This is a genomic window from Leifsonia sp. AG29 (assembly GCF_009765225.1).
Classification (GTDB): Bacteria; Actinomycetota; Actinomycetes; order Actinomycetales; family Microbacteriaceae; genus Leifsonia.
Map to the genome: position 1 here is coordinate 1,587,302 of NZ_VMSF01000001.1, position 15,796 is coordinate 1,603,097.

Genomic DNA, 15,796 nt, shown 5'->3' on the forward strand with positions numbered 1-15,796 from the left:
CTGTGAGTTCCGAGCCCGCGATCGTCGCCAGCGACCTGTCCGTCGAATACCCCGCGCGGGGCGCCAGCCCCTCGTGCGTCGCCCTGCGCGGGGTGTCCTTCCGGCTCGATCCCGGCCAGGTGCTCGGCGTACTCGGAGAGACGGGTTCGGGCAAGAGCACCCTGGCGGCGGTCATCGCGGGCCGCGGACTGCCGATCCGATCGTCCGAGGCGGGACCGCGGATCACCGGGGGCGAGCTGCGCGTGCTCGGACGCCCGCTCCGCAAGGCGCACCGGCGCGACGTCGCCGAGGTGACGTTCCACGTCGGCTATCTCCCCCAGGAGGCGGCGAGCACGCTCGAGCCCTCGCTGAGCGTCCAGGACAACGTCGCGCTGCCGATCTTCGAGCGCGACGAGCGCTACCCGCGTCGCGAAGCAGGCGCGCGCGCGGCGACGATCCTCGACACCGTCCACCTGCCGCTGAGCGTCCTCGACAAGTACCCCTACGAGCTCAGTGCCGGCCAGCGCCAGCGCGTGGCGCTCGCACGTGCGCTGGTCCTCGGACCGAGCATCCTGGTCGCCGACGAGCCCACGGCGGGAATCGACGCCACGGTGCGCGACGCCGTCATCGACCTCCTCGCCCAGTTGCGGGGACACGCCGGCTTCTCCGCCGTGATCGTCAGCCACGATCTCGCCGTCCTGCGTCGCGCGACCGACGCCTCCCTCGTGCTGCAAGGCGGGCGCCCGGTCGGGTACGGACCCATCGAGCATGTCCTGGCCGAGCCTGCGCACCCGTTCGTCGCCGAACTCGCCAAGGCGCTCGGGCCGGCCTCCCGGCGCACGGAACGCCGCCCGCAGCGCGCCGCGGCCAGCCGAAAGACCGGAGACGACCGATGACCGACCGCACGAACGGGACTCCCCAGCACCGGGCGGTTCTCGCCGCGGACGTCGAACCGCTTCCCGAGAGCATGCGTCCCGAACCGGGCCCCATCGCGGTGCTCCCGGAGCCGGACCCGACCTTCGTCCGTGCGGTGGAGGAGGCCGGCGGGGTGGTCGAACCGCTCTCCGAGCGCACACGCGGTGTCGTCTGGCTCTCGTACCGCGATGCGGCCGCCTTCCCACCGATCCTGCGCGAGCATCCCGCGATCGGGTGGGTGCAGCTGCCGTACGCCGGTGTGGACGCGTTCGCCGAGATCCTCGGCCGCGAGGACAGGCCCGGACTCGTCTGGACGAGCGCGAAGGGCGCATACGCCCAGCCCGTGGCCGAGCACGCCCTCGCCTTGACGCTCGCCCTGCTCCGCGTCCTCCCGAAGCGCGTGCGCGCACGCAGCTGGGCGACGCACCAGGAGGGGCGCTCGCTCTACAGCAGGAACATCGTGATCGTCGGGGCCGGGGGCATCGCCCTGGAGTTGATGCGCCTGCTCGAGCCGTTCGCGGTGCGCGTCACCGTGGTGCGGCGCTCCGAGCAGCCCGTGCCGGGCGCGATCCGGACCGTCACCGCCGACCGCCTCGCCGAGGTGCTCCCGGAGGCCGACGTCGTCGTCGTCGCCGCGGCGCTCACGACCGGCACGAGACACTTGTTCGGGGAGGCCGAGTTCGCCGCCATGAAGCGCACCGCCTATCTCGTCAACATCGCGCGCGGCGGACTCGTCGACACGGACGCCCTGCTGACCGCTCTCCGGGGCGAGCAGATCGCCGGCGCGGGTCTCGACGTCACCGAACCCGAGCCGTTGCCGGACGGCCATCCGCTCTGGGACGAACCCCGCGTGCTCATCACGCCGCACCAGGCGGACACCCCCGAGATGACCGCTCCGCTGCTCGCCGAGCGCATCCGGCTGAACGTGTCGGCCTTCCTCGGCGACGGGCGATTCGTCGGCGTCGTGGACCCGCAGGCCGGTTACTGAAGGCGACGCGCGCGGGACGCCGACCGATTTCTGCACCGATCGAAATCTTGCTACAGTAGCTTCGCTGATCAAGCATTCCTCGATAGCTCAATTGGCAGAGCAGCCGGCTGTTAACCGGCAGGTTCTTGGTTCGAGTCCAAGTCGGGGAGCCACACCAGGTCGAAAGGCCCCGGTCCGCGCGGGAATCCTCCCTCCGGAACGGGGCCTTCGCCGTTTCCTCTCGCCGGCTGCCTCGGTATGCCGCGACGGGAATGGACGCGTCCGTCCTCGGTCGGGCATCCCCGAGGCGCGCCGGACGGCCTAGCATGCCGCCATGACCGAGCACGAGAAAAGCGACAAGTCCCGCCGTCACGGCGACCGGGAACACGAGGGCGAGGAGCCGGACGACGCGCTCGAGGAGTATGAGAACGACGCCGACGAGCAGCGAGCCTCCCTCGAGCGCGAGGCGGGCCTGACCGCGTTCGGAGGGCCGGCCTTCGGACGGATCTTCGGGAACCCGCCCGACGACTCCGGTTTCGACGCCCAGCACAATCCGTGAGCGCGCGGGCATCGTCCCCGTACACCCGGGGGAGTAGCCCCGAGACGACCGCCGGCGCACGACCGGGCGGACCGCCCTGATTAGCATGGGGAGATGCCGTGGTCCCGCCGCCTCCCGCCCGGTGAGGAGGCGCGCCCGGCCTTCGCGCCGAGGCAGAATGCTCCTGACGAGACGGCCGCGCCCTGGGGGCCCCCGAGCGGACGCTGGGACGGTCGCCGCCCGCACGGCGCGCGCTGGTTCTCCGTCGTCATCGCCCTGGCCGTCCAGCTCCCCGGGCTGATCATCGCCGGGATGCGCGCGGCGGGGGAGCCCTTGACCTTCGTCTTCCTTCTGCTCGCATTCCTCGCGTCGTTCCTCCTGCTCCTCGGCAAGCGTTATCCGGGGCCTGTCGTGGTCGCTGTCGCGACCCTGTGCCTGCCGGCCGTCGCCGTGACCTCCGGCCCGGCCTTCTCGGCCGTCCCCGTGGCCTTCGCCGTCATCGGCGCCGTCGTGCGCGGAGCGCGGGTGTGGGCCTGGTGGACGCTTGCCGGGTTCGCCGTCATCGGGCCCGCGACGGCGTACCTCCTGCGGGACCAGCCCGTCGCGACCGTGCGGCCGCTCATCACAGCGCTGATCCTGTGCCTCCTCGTCGGGGTCGGCGAGGCCGTGCGGAACCGCCGCGAACGGTACCGCGAGGTCGCGCGCGCCGCCGCGGCGAGGCGCGAGGCCGCGGCCGAGGCGGAGCGGCTGCGGATCGCGCGCGAGCTGCACGACGTCCTGGCGCACTCGCTGTCTCAGATCAGCGTGCAGGCGGGCGTGGGCCTCCATCTGTTCGACTCCCGCCCGGAGAAGGCCCGCGAGAGCCTGGAGGCGATCCGCAGCACGAGCAGTCAGGCCCTGGAGGAGGTGCGGGGGGTGCTCGGATTCCTTCGATCCGACGGGTACGCCGCGCGGACGCCGGAACCGGATCTCGCTCGTGTACCCGTCCTCGTCGACACTTACCGGCGCGCAGGACTCGTGGTGGTCTACGAGAACGGTCTGACGTCCACGCCCTCAGCCGCAGCCCAGCTCGCCCTGTACCGAATCGTGCAGGAATCGCTCACGAACATCGGACGCCACGCACAGGCGAGCACGGTCTCCATCCGGCTCACCGAGGAGGAGGGCGACTACGTGCTCACCGTGACCGACGACGGCCGGGGCGCGGGCACCGAGCCCGAAGGCAAGGGCATGCTCGGTATGCGTGAGCGGGCCGAGCTCCTCGGAGGGTCGTTCACCACGCGGGAACCGCCGACCGGCGGACTCGTGGTCGAGGCGCGCATCCCCGCGAGAAGAGCGGAGACGGCGTGATCCGGGTGCTTCTGGCCGACGACCAGCATCTGGTGCGGGCGGGTTTCCGTGCGCTGCTCGAGTCCGAGCCCGGCGTGGACGTGGTCGGCGAGGCGGGCACGGGACGCGAAGCACTGCGGCTGGTCCGCGACCTGCGCCCGGACGTCGTGCTCATGGACATCCGCATGCCGGACGGCGACGGCCTCTGGGCGACCGGGGAGATCGCGGCCGACCCGGAGCTCGCAGCCACCCGGATCGTGATCGTGACCACGTTCGAGCTCGACGAGTACGTCGCCCAGGCGATCGTCGCGGGCGCGAGCGGCTTCCTCGTCAAGGACACGGAGCCCGTCGACCTCATCCGCGCCGTCCGCGTGGTCGCCGCGGGGGAGGCGCTCCTCTCTCCCGGCGTGACGCGGCGGCTCATCGAGCGCGTCGCCGGTGGCCTGCGGCCCCCGCCCGACACCTCCCGGCTCGCCTCGCTCACCGACCGGGAGAGGGAGGTCCTACAGCTGGTCGGCCAGGGTCTCACCAACACGGAGATCGGGGAGCGCCTGTATGTGAGCCCGCTCACGGCCAAGACGCACGTCTCGCGCATCATGACCAAGCTCGACGCGCGCGACCGGGTCCATCTCGTCGTGCTGGCCTACGAGACGGGCATCGTCCAGCCCGGCTGGCAGTAGCACGGGGCGATGCAGGCGCTGCTCCGCGCGGAGTAGTCCAGGTCACTCCGCCGGGCCGATTCGCGGCGGTCGCGTGCGCAGCACGCTGGGAGAGCACGGCCCGCTACCGAGGCGGGCCCCATCGATTGGATGCACCATGCTGAGCACATCGGCCCTCGCCGTCGCCGTCCCCTGCGTCGCCGCCTGGGGCGGCCCCTGGTTCGGGTGGTGGTGGTTCCTCATCCCGCTGTTCTGGATCGGGCTCTTCGTCCTGCTCTTCTCGCTCGCGGGGCGTCGCTGGCGGCGAGCCGCGCGGGCCGGATACGGCTGGGGGCCCGGAGGGACCCGCGGGGCCGAGCAGACGCTCGCCCAGCGGTACGCGAACGGCGACATCGACGAGCAGGAGTACCGCGCCCGGTTGGAGGTCCTCCGGGCGAACCGGGGCGACGGGTCCTGAGGCCGGGAGCGCCCGACGCGAGGGCCCGCGTGGTGCGGCCCGGTAGGATCGACCGGGCTGCACCACCTCCGGCCGGAAGGGACCCATGGTTTTCTGGATCGTCGTTGCGGTCGTGTCCTCGGTGGCCGCTCTGGCCCTGCTCGTCCTCTGGCTCGCGGAGCGGGCCCGGCGCGTGCGCCTGGCGCGGAGTCGCGAGGAGACGGAGTGGGACCGCCTAGACCGCGAGCTGGAGCTCGCGGAGCAGGCCGGCCGCTTCCGGATCGTGGCCGATCTGGGCGATGTCGCGGTCCAGGCCGTGTCCCGGCTCGTGAGCCAGGCGGAGAGCATCCGCTACACCGCGGCCGATTCCCCGACGGCGTCCCGGGCCTCGTCCGAATTGGCGGACTCCGCCAAAGAGGCGCTGGGCGAGCTCCGGCGCCTCCAGAGCGTCGCCAGGGAGGGTGGCGCCGCCGGGCTGGCGCCGAGCCTCCACTCGGTTCGGGACCTCTTCGCGGAGCTCCGCGACCGGGGCCTCTCGGTCGCCTTCGCCGAGCGCGGTGAGCGCTTCGAGCTCCGGCCCGGCGCGGAGGTCGCCGTCCTCCGGATCCTGCAGACCAGCCTCGAGAACTCGCTCAAGCACGGCGGATCGGGAACGACCGCCGCGGTGACCTTCGCCTGGACCGACGTCGGGCTCCAGGTGAGCGTCGACGACGACGGCATCCGGGCGGCGGCGCGCCGCTCGGGCCTGGACCGCGCCGGGGTCGACGAGGCGACCGCCTACGGCATCGCCGACGACGTGGAGGCGCTCATCGCCGAGTTCGAGGGGGAGGGGCTCGCCGAGCTGCGGCATCGGGCCGAGGTCTTCGGCGGGACCGTGAACGCCCGGGCCGTCCCCGGCGTCGGCTTCTCGGTGTCGGCCGTCTTCCCCGCGCTCCGCCACCACAACGGCGTCCACGGCGTGGACCTCACGCGCTGAGCGATCAGTCCTCGAGGTGGTCCCGGCCGGGCAGCCAGCTCAGGCCGGGCACACCCCACCCGTTCTTGCGCTGCGTCTTGAGCGCCGCCTTGCCGTACGGGTGGTCGAGGCGGTCGACGTAGAGCACGCCGTCGAGATGGTCGTACTCGTGCTGGAAGATGCGGGCGAGCCACCCCTCGGCGCGGATCTCGAACTCCCGGCCGTCCAGATCGGTGGCCTGGAGGATCGCCCGGTCGGCGCGCCGCAGCGGGAAGCGCTCGCCCGGGAACGAGAGGCACCCCTCCGACTCGTTCTCCTCGTCCGGCTCGCCGACCGTGAGAGGGCTCAGCCACAGCACGGGGTTCACCGCGACGCCGCGATGGAGCACGTCGTCGTCGGTCCAGCCGTAGACGAAGAGGCGCAGCGGGACGCCGACCTGCGGTGCGGCGAGGCCCACTCCGGGCGCCTCGTCCATCGTCTCGAACATGTCGGCGACCAGGCGGCGCAGCTCGTCGTCGACGACGGTCACCTCGGCGGCTCTCTCGTGCAGGACGGGGTCACCGGTGATCCGGATCGGGAGGACGGCCATTCAGCAAGACTATCGGGATCATTCCTTGTAGGGTCGTGGGGTGGGAACGGAACTGATGAGCGGGCTCGATCTGAGCTACCAGCCCAGCCAGCTCCTCGGCATCCCCGTCGCCCTCGTCGGCGCGTGCTTCCTCTCCATCGGCGCCCAGCTCCAGCACCACGGGGTCACCAAGGTGGAGGCCATGGCCGGCAGCGCGTCGAGCGGCCTGAACCCGCGCCAGCTGAGCCTCCTGCTGGCCCGTCCCTCCTGGGTCATCGGAACCCTGCTCCTCGGGCTCGCCATCGTCTTCCAGCTGGTGAGCCTCAAGCTCTCGCCGATCATCCTGGTGCAGCCGCTCGGCGTCGTCGGGCTCGTGATCACGAGCATCCTGAACGCGCGGGTCAGCCACGTGAAGCTCAATCGGCAGTCGATCGTCGCTGTGTCGCTCTGTGTCGGCGGCGTCGCGGCGTTCGTGCTGCTCGCCGCCGTCTTCGCGCGCGATCTGCCCGTCACGACGCGGTCCCTCGTGATCATCCTCATCATCCTCGCCGTGGTCCTGGTGGCCTTCGCGCTCCTGTTCGTCTTCCTGCGCCACCGGTTCAAGGCGATCATGTACATCGTCGGAGCCGGGGTGCTCTACGGCTTCGTCGCGACCCTGGCGAAGGTGGCCATCGACCGCATCTCCCAGCAGCAGATCGACTGGCTGCTGGTCCTCGTGATCGTCGCGCTCCTCGCGGCCGCCGTGCTCGGTGCGTACTTCGTCCAGAACGCCTACTCGTCGGGGCCGCCCGACCTCGTGATCGCCGGCCTGACCGTCATCGACCCGCTCGTCGCCGTCACGATCGGCATCGTCGTGCTCGACGAGGCGGCCGGGGCCCCGTGGTGGGCGATGGTCGGGTTCGCGCTCACCGGCGCGGTGGCGATCGTCGGAGTCTTCCGGCTCGCGAAGTACCACCCGCAGACGGGGGAGGACGCGCCGGTGGCCGAGCGGATTGCCGACGCGGCCGAGTAAACCGCCTAGACTAGGCCGTTGAACCGGCCGGGGGCGCGCTCCCGGCGAGGCCTTCGCCGGATCCACCATCCCGGCCCACGACCGTGAGGGAACGAAAAACGTGCCTGAGACGAGCGGACCGCATCCCACCCAGCCCGCGCAGCCTCCTCTGACCATCGTCATGGGCTGCGACACGTTCCCGCCGGATGTCAACGGCGCCGCGCGCTTCGCGGAGCGTCTCGCGGCCGGTCTCGTCGAGCGCGGTCACGACGTGCATATCGTCGCCCCCGCGGCGAGCCGGCGTCACGGGACCTGGATCGAAGAGCACGAGGGCCGCCCGATGACCGTGCACCGTCTGCGCAGCTGGCGCTGGTACCCGCACGACTGGCTGCGGTTCGCCCTCCCGTGGATGAGCAAGGCCAACGCCCGCCGCGTCCTCGACGAGGTGAGGCCCGACGTCGTGCACATGCAGTCGCACATCGTCGTCGGCCGGGGCCTCGCCTACGAGGCCGAGAAGCGCGGGATCCCGATCGTCGCCACGAACCACGTGATGCCCGACAACATCATGGAGTTCACGATCCTGCCCAAGTTCCTCCAGAACACCTTCGTGAAGCTCGCCTGGAAGGATGCACGCAAGAGCTTCGACAAGGCGCGCTCGGTCACGACGCCGACGCGCAAGGCGGCCCAGTTCCTCGAGAAGGCCACCGGGCTGCGCGGCGTCCACGCGATCTCGTGCGGGATCGACGCCCAGAACTACACCCCCGACTTCTCCCCGCGGACGGCCAACCGCATCCTCTTCGTCGGCCGTGTCACCGGGGAGAAGCACATCGATGTCCTGCTGAACGCGGTGAAGCGCCTCCCGGCGTCGCTCGACGCACGGCTCGAGATCGTCGGCGGCGGCGACCAGCTCCGCAACCTGCAGGCCCTCGCCGAGACGCTGGGGATCGCCGACCGCGTCACCTTCACCGGGTACGTGACCGACGAGGAGCTCCGCTCCGCCTACACGCGGGCCACGGTCTTCGCGATGCCCTCCATCGCCGAGCTCCAGTCGATCGCCACCATGGAGGCGATGGCATCCGGCCTGCCGGTGGTCGCCGCGGACGCCATGGCCCTCCCGCACCTCGTCCACGACGGGGAGAACGGGTACCTGTTCACCCCGGGCGACGCTCAGGACCTCGCCGACAAGCTCGAGCGGGTGCTGACGATGCCGCAGGACGAGCTCGACCGTCTCAAAGAGGCGTCGCTGCGGATCGTGGCCTCGCACGACATCCAGACCACGATCAGCACGTTCGAAAGCCTGTATCGTGGTGAGCCGGTGGCCGACCCCGTGACGGAGTCGGCGCCCGGCGTCCCGGCCCCCGAGTGACGGGGTCCGGCGCCGAGGGGCGGTAGCTCAGCCGGTTAGAGCAAGCGACTCATAATCGTTCGGTCACGGGTTCAAGTCCCGTCCGCCCTACAGCGCGGTGCGCTCAGCGCTGAGCGTCGCAGCGTTCCGCCGAGCCGCCACCCCCGGCTGGGGACTGCCGGTCCCGCCGTGGCCCTGGCAGTGTCGAGGGCATGAGCTCCGAGCCGCCGATGACCCAGCTGCCGCCCCCCGGGTGGTATCCCGACGCCCGAGATCCGAGCTGGCAGCGCTGGTGGGACGGCCGCACGTGGACCGAGACCGTGCGGCAGGCCGACGTCGTCACGGCCGCTCCCGTGCCCGTGGCCGCGCGCCCGGGGAACGCCGCCGCGGTGGTCGGCCTCGTGTTCGGCGTCGTTGCGGCCGGGTTCGCCCTGCTCGGCACGCGAGGGCTCGACCCGCTGCTCGCGCTCCTGGTCGTGGGCTGCGGGACGACCGCGCTAGCGACCGGGATCCCTGCGGCCGTCAAGGCGCGGCGATCGCATCAGCGGACGAGTCTGGTCCTCGGCACCGTCGGGGCGGCCCTCGGCGGTGCGGCCGTGACCCTGGCGGTTCTGGCGGTCGTTCTCGTGCTCACGGGAATCTCGTCCCGCGGGGCGTGACCGTTCACCCTCCTAGCAATATCCGCGGTGCGGCGTACCGTGCCGGGCATGAACACTACCGGATGGATCGTCTTGATCGTCGTCGTGGTCATCGTCATCATCGCGATCGTCGTGATCGCGTCGACGGTGGGACGCCGGCGCAAGCAGGAGGCTGACCGGCAGCGCGCCGGCGAGCTGAGGCAGGAGGCGGCGGAGCACGACCTCGCCGCCCGGGAGCGCGAGGCCAAGGCGGCTCGCGCTGCTGCCGATGCGAAGCAGGCCGAGGTCGAGGCCGAGAGGCTCCGCCGGGAGGCCGACGAGCGCGAGCGGTCCGCGGCGGAGGTGCGCGCCGAGTCGGAGGACAAGCTCCGCAAGGCCGACGATGTCGACCCCGATGTGCGCACCGACCGCCACGGCAACCGCGTCGACTCGGCCGACGGTGCGGAGGCGGCTCCCGCCGGCACCGCGGCGACCGCGGCGCCGGCCGACCGGGCCTACGAGGCGCCGCGCGTCGACGACGGCACCGCGCACGAGGCTCCTCGCATCGATGGCGGGCGTCACACCGAGCCTCCGCGCTGATCCCGGCGATACGATCGGCCCGTGGTGTGGGCGCCGGGGGTCGTTAGCGAGGTCTTCGTGGTGCGCCACGGCGACGCGTCCGAGCAGATCGCGGTCGCCCTCTCGGAGGGCGACCGCGATCGTCTGGCCTCCCTCCGCGGCTGCCCGCGGGGGGCGTTCCTGGCCGGGCGTGAGGCCCTCCTGCGCGCCGCGCGAGCCCATGGCGCGGGTGCGGACGCCCGCATCACGGCGATCTGCCCGGACTGCGGTCTGTCTCACGGACGTCCGGTTCTCGCGGAGGGCGCCCTGATGGTCCATGTGGCCCTCACCCACTCGGCAGGCAGCGCCTACGCTGTCGCCGCCACCCTTCCGGTCGGCATCGACGCCGAGCCGGTCGACACCGCACCTGACCGGCTGAGCGCGATCGAGGCGATGTCACCGGGGAGGGGCGACCCTCTCCGGCGCTGGACCGCGGTCGAGGCGGTCCTGAAGGCCGATGGCAGGGGACTGCGCGTGGACCCCGCCCGGGTCGACGTGCGCCGCAGCCGGGCACGGCTCGACAGCGCGGACTACGGACTCCGCACCTGGCTCGCCGACCGCTCTCTCGTGACCATCGCCGTCGCGATGTCGGAGGTCAGTCGCTGAGCGCGGGAAGCGCCGTCGACCGGAGCCACCCGTCGAAGAACCCATCGAGGGGCGTGTCCGAATAGCGAGCCGCGTGCGCTTCGAAGTCCGCCGACGTCACGACGGCGAAGCGATGGTCGGCGGTCCAGGCCCGCAGCATCGTGAAGAATCCTTCGTCGCCGATACGCCGTCTGAGAGCGTGAAGCAGGCACGCCCCCCGCTTGTAGACACGGTCGTCGAACATCAGGTCCGGTCCGGGGTCGCCCAGCAGGAGGTCCTTGGGCGCCAGGCGGAGACGGGCGTGATGTGCACGTGCGTGGGTCGAGGCACTGAGACCGCCTGACGCCTCCGACCACAGCCACTCCGCGTAGCAGGCGAACCCCTCGTTCAGCCAGATGTCGCGCCAGGAGGCGAGCCCCACGCTGTTGCCGAACCACTGGTGCGCGAGCTCGTGCGCGATGAGCCGCTCCGACCCGCCTCGGCCGTCGATGTGCGTCGAGCCGAATGTCGCCATGCCCTGCGACTCGAGCGGGATCTCGAGCGGGTCCTCCGTGACGACCACCGTGTACGACGGGAAGGGGTACGGGCCGAACGCCTCCTGGAAGGCCGACAGCATGCGGCCGAGGGGCGCGAGGTCGCTGAGGACCCGCTTGGCGAGTGCGCCGGGGTAGGCGATCATGCTGTCCACACCGGCCGTTCGACGGGGCTCGACCACGTAGCGGCCGATCTGGACCGCGGCCAGGTAGGAGGCGGTCGGCTCGTCACGCACGAACGTCCACGTCCCGCGACCCCGGTCGACGGTGTGCTCCTCGAGCTCGCCGGTCGCGATGACCGTGTACGGCTGCTCGGTCGTCACGCTGATCCGGTACGTCGCCTTGTCCGACGGCCGGTCGTTGCACGGGAACCACGTCGGTGCGCCCGATGGTTGCGCCGCGACCAGGACGCCGTCGGTGAGCTCCTCCCACCCGAGCGCGCCCCAGCGGGTCCTCCGCGGCGTCGGGGATCCGCCGTATTCGATCGTGACCACGAACTCGCCACCGGCCGGGATGGGAGCCGCGGGACGGACGTTGAGGTGCGTCGTCGTCTGTGTGAAGCGGGCGCGCTTCTCCGCGTCGACCCGGACCCGCTTGGCTCGGAGGTGCACGAGATCGAACGGGATGGACGCGAGGGGTACGAGCGCCCGGGCGGTGATGATCGCGGTCGCGTCGAGCCGGTTGGTCGCGACGCGGTAGTCCAGGGCGAGGTCGTAGCTCGAGACGGCGTAATCGGCGCTGCCGGAACGGGGCAGGTAGACGTGACGCGCGGTGGCGCCCGGCGAGACGGCGGTCATCGGGCGGCTCGCGCCCGGTACTCCCGGACCACCACCTCGCGCCACGGCCCGATCGGATTGCCGCTCCAGCGGCTCCGCGAGGGCACGGTCTCGCCGCGCATCACGAGCGACGCCGGTCCGACCGTCGTGTGCTCGCCGATGGCGGCGGCGGGGAGGATGACGCTGTGCGGCCCCAGGGTTCCGCCTCGCTCGATCGTGACCTGATCCATGGACATGATTCGATCATGGAACAGGTGAGTCTGCACGACGCACCCGCGGTTGACCGTGGATGCATCGCCGAGCGAGACGAGATCGGCCTCGGGCAGCCAGTAGCTGTCGATCCAGACGCCGGTTCCGATCCGCGCCCCGAGGCTGCGCAGCCACCACACCAGCGCGGGCGTCCCGGCGGCGGACCAGGCGAACCACGGCGCGGCGACCATCTCGGTGAAGGTGTCGGAGACCTCGCTGCGCCACACGAAGGACGACCAGAGGGGGTGCTCTCCCGGGTGCAGCCGGCCGAGCAGCAGCCACTTCGCCGCCGAGCTGACGATCGCGGCGAGACCGCCCGCCGCCAGGAGCACGAGGCCGCTGAGCGCGACGGCCCAGCCTGTGCCCCAGGCGGCGTCGATCCCCCCGAGGGCGAAGAGGACCCCGAGACCGATGGCGCACGTGACGAACACCGGGACGATCCGCAGCGCCTCCCACGTCGCCCGGGCGGCCCTGAGAGCGCGGCTCGGCGCGTAGGTGCGCGAGACGTCGGCGTCCTGCGCCTGGCGACGCAATCGGACTGGCGGCGAGCCGAGCCACGACGACCCCGCTTTCGCCTTCCGGGGCGCGAACGACAGCACGGCGACGAGGCCGTCCCGCGGGACCCGGTTCCCCGCCCCGGCCATCCCGGAGTTGCCGAGGAAGGCGCGCGCCCCGATCTCCACGCTCGCGATCCGGACGTACCCGCCCCCGAGCTCATACGGAGCGACGAGCGTGTCGTCGGCGAGGAAGGCGCCGTCGCGGACCCGGGTCATCCGGGGGAGGAGCAGGACCGTCGACGCCTCCACGTCCCTCCCGATCTGTGCTCCGAGGAGCCGGAGCCACACCGGCGTGAAGAGACTGGAATAGAGCGGGAACAGCACGGTCCGCGAGAGATCGAGAAGGCGCTCGGTGGACCACACCTGCCATCCGATCCGGCTCCTCACGGGCGCGACCCCCTCGCGGAGCCCGAGCCCGAGCAGCCGGACGAGGACGACGACGAGCCCGGCCAGCACGATTCCCGCCGCCAGCACCCCCGGGATGAGGCCCGCCGAGGCACGGCCGATCAGCTCGCCCGCCGTGGCGGCTCCGCGCACGAACGCGGCCACGACGGCACCGCCGACGGCGAGCGCGACGACCGGGATCAGCGAGACGACGACCGAGGATGCGCCGTAGGCGACGAGCCAGCGCGTGCGCCGGGGCGGTCTCTCCTGCGGCCACCACACCTGCGAACGGCCGACGCGGACGGCGGGGGAGCCGGCCCAGTTCTGACCCGCCGGCACCCGGCCGAAGACCGCGGAGCCGGGGGCGACGGTCGCGTCCCTCCCGATCTTCGTGCCCGGCATCAGCGAGCTGCGGGCGCCGACCGAACTCCCCGCGCCGATCCTGATCTCGCCGATCCGCACCACGTCGCCGTCGATCCAGTAGCCGGCCAGGTCGACCTCCGGCTCGATGGAGGCACCTCGGCCGATGCGCAGCATCCCGGTGACCGGTGGGAGGGCGTGCAGGTCGACGCCGGGCCCGATGGTCGCGCCGAGCGCCCGCGCGTAATAGCTGATCCAGGGGGCTCCGGCGAGGCTTGCCGCCCCGATCTGGTGGGCGACCTGCTCGGCGAGCCACAGCCGGAGGTGCACGGGGCCGCCGCGCGGGTAGTCACCCGGCCGGACACCGGCGAGGAGGAGGCGCGCGGCCACGACCGAGATCGCCATCCGCCCCCACGGTGTCGCGAAGAGGAGCAGGCCGACGATCAGCCAGACCGGCTGCACGCTCGGCAGGAATTCGAAGCCGCCGAGCGGCCGCAGCAGTGCCGCTGCCGTGAGCAGGTACAGCAGCCAGCGGATCCCGCTGAGGATGAACAGCGGGATGCCCAGCACCGTTTGGAGAACGCGCATGACGAGGGGCGTCGGGGGCACCTCGTGGGTGGAGGCCGCGGATCCTGACGGGGAGCTCTCGGCGAGCGCCTCGGCCATCGCGCCGAAGCGGGGGTGGGCGTAGACATCGGCCACGGTGGCATCGGGGTGCCGGCGGCGGAGCAGCGACACCAGCTGAGCCGCCGCCAGCGACCCTCCGCCGAGGTCGAAGAAGTTGTCGTCCGGTCCGGAGACGGGGATCCCGAGGACGCTCCTCCAGTCCGCGGCCAGCTCGCGCGACGCGGGATCGGCCGCCTGGTCCGAGTCCGTGTCGTCGGGGGCCGCCCCGGCATCGTCGAGGGGCCACGGGAGCGCCGCCCGGTCGACCTTGCCGGAGGTGCGGACCGGCAGCTCGTCGACGATCGCCAGCAACGGCACGAGGGCCGCGGGGAGCTCCTGCCGGAGCCGCGCGATCGCCGCTGCCCGATCGAACAGGGAGGGATCGGGCACGGCGAGGTAGCCGACCAGGATGTCGTTCCCGGCCGCGGTCCGTCTCACCGCCGCTGCGGCACCCGAGACGCCCGGGAGCTGCTGGAGCGCCGCCTCCACCTCGCCCAGTTCGATGCGCCGGCCTCCGACCTTCACCTGGTCGTCCGCCCGGCCGAGGTAGAAGAGCCCGGCCGGGTCGTGCCGGACGAGGTCCCCGCTGCGGTACGCGCGCTCCCAGCCGAGCGAGGGGAGCGCGGCGTACTTCTCGGCGTCCTTCGCCGGGTCGAGGTACCGCGCGAGTCCGACGCCGCCGATCACGAGCTTGCCGCTGCCGCCGTGGGCGACGGGGCGTCCCTCCTCGTCGACCACGGCCAGGTCCCAGCCGTCGAGCGGCAGGCCGATGCGCACCGGTTCGCCCGCGGCCAGGGGCGCCGCGCAGGCGACGACGGTCGCCTCGGTCGGGCCGTACGTGTTCCAGACCTCGCGTCCCTCCACCGCGAGGCGGTTCACGAGCTCCGGCGGGCACGCCTCCCCGCCGAAGATGAGCAGGCGGACGCTGTCGAGCGCCTCGACGGGCCAGAGCGCCGCGAGCGTCGGGACCGTCGAGACGACGGTGATGCGGTGGGCGGACAGCCACGGGCCGAGGTCCATGCCGGTGCGGACCAGCGAGCGCGGTGCCGGGACGAGGCAGGCGCCGTGGCCCCACGCGAGCCACATCTCCTCGCAGGAGGCGTCGAAGGCGACCGAGAGACCGGCCAGGACGCGATCGCCGGGTCCGATCGGCTCGTCCTGAACGAAGAGGCGCGCTTCGGCGTCCACGAAGGCGGCAGCCGAGCGGTGGCGGACGGCGACGCCCTTCGGCGTGCCCGTGGATCCCGACGTGAAGATGATCCAGGCGTCGTCGTCGGGCGCGGGAGGCGTCACCACGGTGAGGGCCGCTGTGCTGGGATACGGGTCGTCCATCGCCGCGACGGTGGTCGCCGGGCCGCCGTCGACCCGGAGACCGTCGTCCGTCAGCACGGCCCGCACGCGCGCCTCGCCGAACACGAGGTCCGCGCGCTCCTGAGGGTCGTCGACATCGACCGGCACGTAGGCGGCGCCCGCGGCGAGCACCCCGAGGATCGCGAGATACAGCTGCCGGCTCCCCGAGCTCATCCGGACGCCGACGCGGTCCCCGGCACCGATCCCGCTCTGTCGCAGGCGAGCCGCGAGGGCGTTGACGCGGGAGAGCAGCTCGCGGTAACTGAGAGCGCCGTCCGCGTCCTCCAGCGCCGACGCGAGCGGGTGCCGCGCAGCACTCTCGGCCAGCACATCGATGAGCGTCCGCGGAGGCGCCGCCTCCCCCGAGCGCAGGAGCAACGCCCGGACATCGGTCGCGGAGGGGTCGGACACGACCGGGAAGA

At 72.4% G+C, this 15,796-nt stretch carries 15 protein-coding genes and 2 tRNA genes; 14 read left to right on the forward strand and 3 right to left on the reverse strand.

The features are described 5' to 3' along the window. The first annotated feature begins 2 nt into the window (after positions 1-2). The 8 genes from FPT20_RS07660 to FPT20_RS07695 all read left to right on the forward strand — a co-directional run bounded on the left by FPT20_RS07660 (position 3) and on the right by FPT20_RS07695 (position 5,796). Positions 3-875 (forward strand): ATP-binding cassette domain-containing protein, encoded by an 873-nt coding sequence (locus tag FPT20_RS07660; RefSeq protein WP_158864102.1) that lies wholly within the window; start codon positions 3-5, stop codon positions 873-875. Next, on the forward strand, positions 872-1,882 hold the full coding sequence (locus tag FPT20_RS07665) for a D-isomer specific 2-hydroxyacid dehydrogenase family protein (protein ID WP_158864104.1): 1,011 nt from the start codon (positions 872-874) through the stop codon (positions 1,880-1,882). Before FPT20_RS07660 ends, FPT20_RS07665 begins: the two co-directional genes overlap by 4 nt. A gap of 76 nt (positions 1,883-1,958) precedes the next feature. Then, a tRNA-Asn gene (locus FPT20_RS07670) sits at positions 1,959-2,034 on the forward strand. Positions 2,035-2,195: 161 nt separating this feature from the next. Continuing rightward, on the forward strand, positions 2,196-2,420 hold the full coding sequence (locus FPT20_RS07675; RefSeq protein ID WP_158864106.1) for a hypothetical protein: 225 nt from the start codon (positions 2,196-2,198) through the stop codon (positions 2,418-2,420). A 93-nt stretch (positions 2,421-2,513) separates the two neighbouring features. Further along, entirely contained in the window at positions 2,514-3,746 is a 1,233-nt protein-coding gene (locus tag FPT20_RS07680) for a sensor histidine kinase (RefSeq protein ID WP_158864108.1), read from the forward strand. After that, positions 3,743-4,405 carry a response regulator gene (locus FPT20_RS07685; RefSeq protein ID WP_158864110.1) on the forward strand — a complete coding sequence of 221 codons (663 nt, stop codon included), beginning with the start codon at positions 3,743-3,745 and terminating at the stop codon, positions 4,403-4,405. Before FPT20_RS07680 ends, FPT20_RS07685 begins: the two co-directional genes overlap by 4 nt. Before the next feature lie 136 nt (positions 4,406-4,541). Continuing rightward, the gene (locus FPT20_RS07690; protein WP_158864112.1) at positions 4,542-4,841 is read left to right on the forward strand and encodes an SHOCT domain-containing protein; all 300 of its coding nucleotides are present in this window, start codon (positions 4,542-4,544) and stop codon (positions 4,839-4,841) included. A gap of 85 nt (positions 4,842-4,926) precedes the next feature. After that, positions 4,927-5,796 (forward strand): sensor histidine kinase, encoded by an 870-nt coding sequence (locus tag FPT20_RS07695; RefSeq protein WP_158864114.1) that lies wholly within the window; start codon positions 4,927-4,929, stop codon positions 5,794-5,796. A gap of 4 nt (positions 5,797-5,800) precedes the next feature. Here FPT20_RS07695 and def read toward each other — a convergent pair whose 3' ends face one another. Continuing rightward, positions 5,801-6,364: a peptide deformylase gene (gene def, locus FPT20_RS07700; protein ID WP_158864116.1), complete on the reverse strand. Its 564-nt coding sequence runs from the start codon at positions 6,362-6,364 to the stop codon at positions 5,801-5,803. Positions 6,365-6,404: 40 nt separating this feature from the next. On the opposite strand from def, the gene FPT20_RS07705 reads away from it, so the two are divergent. The 6 genes from FPT20_RS07705 to FPT20_RS07730 all read left to right on the forward strand — a co-directional run bounded on the left by FPT20_RS07705 (position 6,405) and on the right by FPT20_RS07730 (position 10,520). Then, positions 6,405-7,355, forward strand: coding sequence for a DMT family transporter (locus FPT20_RS07705; RefSeq protein WP_158864118.1), 951 nt, complete (start codon positions 6,405-6,407; stop codon positions 7,353-7,355). A gap of 100 nt (positions 7,356-7,455) precedes the next feature. Further along, complete coding sequence (locus FPT20_RS07710; protein WP_233265436.1) at positions 7,456-8,700, forward strand: glycosyltransferase; 1,245 nt, start codon at positions 7,456-7,458, stop codon at positions 8,698-8,700. A 16-nt stretch (positions 8,701-8,716) separates the two neighbouring features. Next, positions 8,717-8,790: transfer RNA gene (locus FPT20_RS07715), tRNA-Ile, on the forward strand. Positions 8,791-8,891: 101 nt separating this feature from the next. Further along, entirely contained in the window at positions 8,892-9,338 is a 447-nt protein-coding gene (locus tag FPT20_RS07720) for a DUF2510 domain-containing protein (RefSeq protein WP_199245715.1), read from the forward strand. Between the two features lie 48 nt (positions 9,339-9,386). Next, complete coding sequence (locus FPT20_RS07725) at positions 9,387-9,896, forward strand: hypothetical protein (protein WP_233265437.1); 510 nt, start codon at positions 9,387-9,389, stop codon at positions 9,894-9,896. 21 nt (positions 9,897-9,917) lie between these two features. Next, on the forward strand, positions 9,918-10,520 hold the full coding sequence (locus tag FPT20_RS07730; RefSeq protein ID WP_233265438.1) for a 4'-phosphopantetheinyl transferase family protein: 603 nt from the start codon (positions 9,918-9,920) through the stop codon (positions 10,518-10,520). Here FPT20_RS07730 and FPT20_RS07735 read toward each other — a convergent pair. After that, positions 10,510-11,829, reverse strand: a complete 1,320-nt coding sequence (locus FPT20_RS07735; RefSeq protein WP_158864120.1) for a M1 family metallopeptidase — start codon at positions 11,827-11,829, stop codon at positions 10,510-10,512. The two genes, FPT20_RS07730 and FPT20_RS07735, sit on opposite strands and share 11 nt — an antisense overlap. Further along, positions 11,826-15,785 carry a Pls/PosA family non-ribosomal peptide synthetase gene (locus tag FPT20_RS07740; RefSeq protein ID WP_158864122.1) on the reverse strand — a complete coding sequence of 1,320 codons (3,960 nt, stop codon included), beginning with the start codon at positions 15,783-15,785 and terminating at the stop codon, positions 11,826-11,828. The genes FPT20_RS07735 and FPT20_RS07740 overlap by 4 nt, the downstream gene beginning before the upstream one ends. Between the last annotated feature and the right edge of the window lie 11 nt (positions 15,786-15,796).